5 protein-coding genes are annotated in these 6,454 nt (G+C 45.1%); 1 reads left to right on the forward strand and 4 read right to left on the reverse strand.

Annotation, left to right across the window (positions count from 1 at the left end):
* Positions 1–2: 2 nt before the first annotated feature.
* The 4 genes from QOS07_RS06970 to QOS07_RS06985 all read right to left on the reverse strand — a co-directional run bounded on the left by QOS07_RS06970 (position 3) and on the right by QOS07_RS06985 (position 3,430).
* On the reverse strand, positions 3–557 hold the full coding sequence (locus QOS07_RS06970) for a 5-formyltetrahydrofolate cyclo-ligase (RefSeq protein WP_283588247.1): 555 nt from the start codon (positions 555–557) through the stop codon (positions 3–5).
* A 110-nt stretch (positions 558–667) separates the two neighbouring features.
* Complete coding sequence (locus tag QOS07_RS06975) at positions 668–991, reverse strand: PTS lactose/cellobiose transporter subunit IIA (RefSeq protein WP_283588248.1); 324 nt, start codon at positions 989–991, stop codon at positions 668–670.
* Between the two features lie 89 nt (positions 992–1,080).
* Positions 1,081–1,230, reverse strand: coding sequence for a 50S ribosomal protein L33 (gene rpmG, locus QOS07_RS06980; protein ID WP_283588249.1), 150 nt, complete (start codon positions 1,228–1,230; stop codon positions 1,081–1,083).
* 139 nt (positions 1,231–1,369) lie between these two features.
* The gene (locus QOS07_RS06985; protein ID WP_283588252.1) at positions 1,370–3,430 is read right to left on the reverse strand and encodes a peptidoglycan D,D-transpeptidase FtsI family protein; all 2,061 of its coding nucleotides are present in this window, start codon (positions 3,428–3,430) and stop codon (positions 1,370–1,372) included.
* A gap of 219 nt (positions 3,431–3,649) precedes the next feature.
* Here QOS07_RS06985 and QOS07_RS06990 point away from each other — a divergent pair, with 219 nt between their 5' ends.
* Positions 3,650–6,280 (forward strand): YfhO family protein, encoded by a 2,631-nt coding sequence (locus QOS07_RS06990; RefSeq protein WP_283588250.1) that lies wholly within the window; start codon positions 3,650–3,652, stop codon positions 6,278–6,280.
* Positions 6,281–6,454: the final 174 nt, after the last annotated feature.

Here is a 6,454-nt window from a genome sequence, read left to right on the forward strand (position 1 = left end):
GGTCACTTCTCCGGGAGCATAACAACATGGTCAACACGCTGGTCATGTGCTTCATTTTCCCATTCATCCGCGGGGGCTAACTGGGTTGGCAGGGCCAGTGAAATTGTCTTACCAGGATACTTGCTTAAATAGCGGTCATAATAACCGCCACCGAAGCCAAGCCGGTGACCGTCGGGGGTAAATGCCACCCCGGGAACAACCATTAGGTCAATTTTATCAGGACCAAAGACACGGCCATCTTGCGGCTCTAAGATTCCAAACGTTGTCTCTTCAAATGTCGTATTTTCCCGTAACTCAACAAATTCCATTTGCCGGTGGGGGAAAGTGCGCGGAACCACAACTGTTCGACCTTCATGCCGGGCATGTAAAATCAGCGGAGCAGTATCAATCTCAAAGGACTGACTGAGGGTCAAGGCAATTACCTTTGCACCCATCCACTCTGGCTGATCATACAATTTGGATGCTAACGCTTTTTCTTCCCGAAGACGGGTATTAACATCCAATTGCTGAAGTCGGGCAATATAGGCTTGACGCAGTTCTGATTTTGAATACGTCATTGCTCAATAATCTCCCCTTTATGCAATAAAAGATAAACGGTTTCAATAATTCATTATCACCGCTCAGCTTATATTTTGCAAGCGATTTTTTCATTTAGTCGGTTGCCGAATCACTTCTTTAGTTGTCCGTACAGGCGAACAATTTCTTCAGCCAGGTCAACATAGGTAATCGCAGTCATTAAATGGTCCTGGGAATGGACAATTAGTAAACTCAGTTCTATCTTTTTACCCTGCGCTTCTGCCGTGAGCATCTTAGTCTGAATGTTATGTGCCTTATTAACAGTCTCTTTTGCCGTGGCCATTTTTTCTGCAGCCGCCTTCTGTTCACCATCACGGGCGAGCTGGATTGCTTCCTTGGCCGCCTTCTTTGCGTCACCTGCATCCATCATCAGCTGCATTGCCTGACCAAGCGCTTCTTGATTTTCCTCTGCCATCATCTTATCTCCTTTAACTAGTCAATTATTAACAAAAAAATCCTGCTAACAGCACGTGGCTATCGGCAGGATTGTGAAGCAAAACTAAATTACTTAGTTTCGCGATGTAAAGTCACCTTGTGTTCCCGTGGGCAGTACTTGTTTAATTCAAGACGGTCGGGATTGTGACGACGGTTCTTACTAGTTAAGTAAGTCCGTTCATGGCATGAAGTACATTCAAGTGTAATGTTGACACGCATGAGTTGAAACCTCCAAACTTATTTTTAATCTTTAATTGGTTATTTAACGTAACCCTAACTCGTACAACTATATCATTTATTAACCATTTTGGCTAGTGCTTTAAGCAAGTTTGTTAAGGAAATTTCCTTGACAGGGCTTTTAATTTGTTGAGTCATCCGCTTGACTCGAGTTCCGAACAATCTTCCAGTAAGCCTGGAAAATTTCTTTTGCCATGGTGATGTTAGCTTCACCATCATCGTTCGTACAACCAGGAATAGCCAGTGCAACTACCACCTGTGGATTCTTTGATGGGGAGAAGCCAGCAAAACTTAACGTCGTTGTATCGTGTCCATTAGAAACAGTTTGCGCCGTCCCGGTCTTACCAGAAATTGATGGCTTAACACTGGACAAATTCTTAGCAGTAACGTAAGCATTCGTCCCGTGGGTAACTAAGTACAGCCCCTGGTGGACAAGGTCAAAGTACGACTTTGGCGCCGGAATTACCTGTTGAACTTGGGGCTGGGTGGTGTATTGGACTGGTCCCAATTCACCGTTGCTCTTCGTTCCCCGAATCTGCTTAACCACGTATGGCCGCATCCGGTTACCACCGTTGGCAATCGTTGACATGTACTGTGCCAACTGAATTGTCGTGTAACCATCATAGTTACCATAAGCCAAGTCAAGTGCCGAACCGATGTGACTCTTATCTGACGGTCCTTCATAACCGGTTGTTTCACCTGGAATATCAATTCCTGTCTTCTGACCTAAACCAAACATGTTAAAGAAGTACCGTTCCTTTTGGAAGATACTTGGCTTCAACGTCATCGGTCCATTATCGGTGTAGTTCATCTTACCTTCCTTCATGATCAACTGCATCATGTAAGAGTTAGATGAAACTTCCAGAGCTGTCGGTGCGTCAACCGCCATGTTGGCACCACCACCATGGTTAAACCAAGAACTCTTCTGGGCAATTCCTTCAACCTTAATTGGCTTATCAGTCAACGTGTTATTAGTTGGGGTAATAACACCACTCATTAAACCACCCATCACTGTTGCCGGCTTAACAACGGAACCCATGGTAATTGGCTGGTTAATTGCACCGATCGGGTTGGTCGTCTGCTTACCCGTTTTGGTATTCCGGCTAATCCCCGCCATCGCATAAATGGCACCGGTATTCGGATTCATCACGACTGCATAAACACCAGACGAATACCCATTTCCGGCAGCGGCATAGTTTTGTTCCAGGATTTGTTGCACCCGTTTTTGGAACTTTGAATTAACCGTGAGTACCAGGTTATCACCCTTCTTACCTGGGTATTTAACCTTTTCCTTAGTAACGTCATTACCATTTGTCGTTACTTCAGTCTGGGACTTAGAACCTGCTAGCGTTGCTTGGAAGCCTTTTTCAAGGTAACTCTGACCAACACTATCATTCCGGGAATACCCTTCTGACAGCAATGAATTAACTTCATCACTAGGCAACCCCGAAGTAGAAACCGCACCGGTTAAGGCCTGCATTTCCTTTCCTTGCGGGTAATTACGGGTCCAAGCAGTACCAATTTTTACCCCTGGCATTTCACTCAGGTGTTCACCAACCTCGGACAATTCCTTTGAAGTAACCCCCGTCTCCTTAATATAGGTAGTCGACAGTGAGTATGCACCACTCATTGCCGCATAAATACGAGCATTATTCTTTTGCTTACTAGTAAGCGACCAGGCTGATGGGTTAGCACTAAGGTATTTCAAAGCCTTATCATACTGAGCGTCGTCACTATCAGTATCAGAAGTCTTAACATGCTTCAACACCTGCTTTAGGCGGCCCTTGTCAGCCAGGTAGTAGTCCTCCTGGTTCCGCTTTGTTAAACGAGAATCCTTATTAGAAACGGTAACATAGCGGCCCAGCCGGTTAGCAATTTTATAAAGCTGGTCAGTCGTTACATTTGATCCCTTGGTATAGGTAATTGCTTGGTGGGTCTGGTTACCAACCACTACCTTGCCTTGTGAATCATAAATCATCCCCCGCTGAACATTATTCGTCTGAATCGTGGTATCAGACCGCTTAACTTCAGCCTTATAAGCAGTACCATTAAGAACCTGCAAATAAAACAGGCGGGCTGCTAGCGCCAGCAGCAAAATTCCCACGACCCATAACAAGAAGTTCAACCGAAATGGAATGATGGACTGTGCATTTCGATTTCTTTTACTGCTACGGGAACTCATGGCGTTCCTTATTCGATCAAAGATTTTCACCGGATCAAATTCTCCTTCATTATAATGAATACTATTTTAACAAATTTTGGCTTTGTGCGCAGTTAAAGCCACTGCTAACAAAAGAATAATACTCTTTATTTAGCCAAAAATGAACTACTTCGGCCCGGATTTACTTAATTTTAACTTCCGTCAAGATTTAAACACACTTTTAGTTATATAATATTGACTATGCAAAAAGAGAAAAAGGGGTTTCGATTAGTGTTATCAACTATTAAGAAACATCAACATTCATTTATTTTGTGGTGTAGCTTTTTGTTACCAGTCATTTTAATGGGTGGTTACTTTGCCTACCGTCAGATGGCTCCCTTCGGCCCTAGCAGTCTGCTAACTGTTGACCTTGGGCAGCAATACGTGGACTTTTTTGCCTACTTGCGGTCCGCACTGCTGCACCACCCTTCCAGCCTGTTTTACTCCTTTAGTAAGGGACTAGGCGGCGAAATGTGGGGCACCAATGCCTACTATTTATTTAGTCCACTGAACCTCCTGCTCCTGTTTTTCCCGGGGAAGTCACTTACCAGCGGAATAATGTTAATCTTGCTTCTCCGCTACGGTTTGTCTGGCTTGAGTTTTGCCTGGCTGCTTACAAAAACTGGCTGGCAAAAGGGATTCCGGATCATTGCTTTTAGCACTGCTTACGCCCTCAACGGCTGGATGATCGCTAACCAGCTCAATATGCTCTGGTTAGACGCGCTAGTAATTTTGCCGTTAATTGTGGGTGGCCTATTAAGGCTGCTTCATGAACACCGTCCGGGTATGTACATCACCTGGCTAGCCGTCATGATGGTCGACAATTATTACATGGCCTGGATGATCTGCATCTTCACCCTGCTCCTGGTTGCATGGCAACTGCCGCAATTAGTCGACTGGAAAGCACGTGGCCGCGCCTTCTTAAATTATATTATTAGCTCACTAGCAGCGGTTGGAATTGCTGCCGTGACCCTTTTGCCGACGATCTATGCCCTAATGCAGAGCAAGGGGACTTACACAGAAAACACCGTCAGGAGCCGGTTTGAATACTTCCCCTTTAAGGAACTCGCTAAACTAGTTCCCGGATCATTCAACTTTGACCAGATGCCAAACGGCCAGCCCAACTTTTATATTGGAGCTCTCTTAATGATCGGAGCCCTGCTTTACTTCTTCAACCGGCAAGTTAAACTTTCCCAACGGTTAATTAGCGTTGCCGTAACCGCCTTCTTTATTCTGTCATTTTGCTACGAACCACTGGACCTCTTATGGCATGCTGGCCAGTTCCCGGTTTGGTACCCTTACCGTTTCTCATTTATTTTTGCCTGCTGGTGCATTATTCTAGCAGCCCAAACACTGCAACCGGGTTACCGTCTCAACCGCTGGCTGTTATTACTACTGGTTCTGGTTATCGGCGGAATTTTTGCCTACGTTAGCCAGCTGAAGTTGTCATACTTAAGCGACAGCCAACGTTACATTGGCCTTGGCTTTGCCATTATTAGCATTGTTTGCCTTACAATCCCACGAAAGGATTCACCGCGACTATACGACTTGCTGATAGTTTGCCTTATCATTTGTGATGTCACAACTAGTGCTTACACAAGCCTAAATAATATTGCCTACGTTTCACAAAACGAATTTGCTTCCTATACCAATCAACTTAATGCGGCGTCAACGAAGATTAAGCATGGTGACCATGGTTTATACCGGGTTGCGAAAACATTTAGCCGGACCAAGGATGACCCGTTCCAGGGTGACTTTAATTCTGGTGACCATTTCGGTTCAACCCTTGAACCACCGATTCCGGATTTCATGGGTGCGATCGGGCAACCAGCTGGTGATGGCTTTGTCACTTACTCCAACGGTACCCAGGTAACTGATGCACTATTAGGATTTAAGTACACAATGACAAAGCGTGACTCGCAGGCACCACAGATGCCAATTACCGGCTACCGCCCTGACTGGAACCACCAAGCAGTAACCAACTTTACTTCTAAGATCGTCATTAAGAAAAATACTGATGCATTACCAATCGCTTTTGGTGCCAGCAACGAAATTCTTAACCTTGCCCACACCACTCTGGACCCGCTAAATTACCAGTCACAAATTATGCAGGCACTTGCCGGACGGCCAATTAACCAACCGTTATTTACCGTCCAGAACTTTAACTCGGTCCGTTTTCAAAACGTCCAGTCAGCCAAGCAGATCACCGGAACAACTTTTAGGAAGAAGGACTTCTTAAAACCGGCCGCGGTCCAACTCAAGTTTATCCCGCCAACAAATGATTCTTATTACTTGACGGTTGGCCCCAACGTCAAAAGCGCGGTTTCAATTTCGGTCAATAATAAAGCGTTTGGCCAATCTAGCAACTACCGTGATACGGTTGTGGTCAACTTAGCACACCCCCAAAAAGGTAAGCCGGTCATTGTGACGATGCGGCTTAAGCACTTATCTGCTTGGCTACAAAACGTGAGTGTCTACCGGCTCAACCAGCGGTCGTTTAACGCTAGCCTGAAAACACTTCAACAGTCACCACTTAAAATTAACCATCATTCAAATACTAAAATCACCGGAACCGTTGACCTTAAAAAGGGACAGGGTGTCCTGATGACAACGATTCCGGCGGCCAAGGGTTGGCATGTCATCGTTGATGGTCAGCCGGCAAACACCAAGACTGTCCTGGGGACCTTCATGGCAATTCCAATGAGTCCTGGGCATCACCGGGTTAAGCTCTACTTCCGCCCTCCATTCTTAATCCTCGGTGCCTTTATCTCCCTTCTTAGCCTGATACTAACCATTCTTATTGTTAACCGTCGTAAATTTGCTAAAGCTTAAAAACACATCTTTACCACAATTACTGTGTAACGTTTGTGAAAAATAAAGAGGCCGGGAAGAAACAAAAATTTCTTCCCGGCCTCTTTCCTACAAATATTGGCAGATTGCAAGAAATAACTTGAACAAATTTAGTAACGCAGATTACGCAAAAAGATCTCAATTGGTGTTCGCCAA

This window comes from Limosilactobacillus viscerum (genome assembly GCF_947387525.1).
Classification (GTDB): domain Bacteria; phylum Bacillota; class Bacilli; order Lactobacillales; family Lactobacillaceae; genus Limosilactobacillus; species Limosilactobacillus viscerum.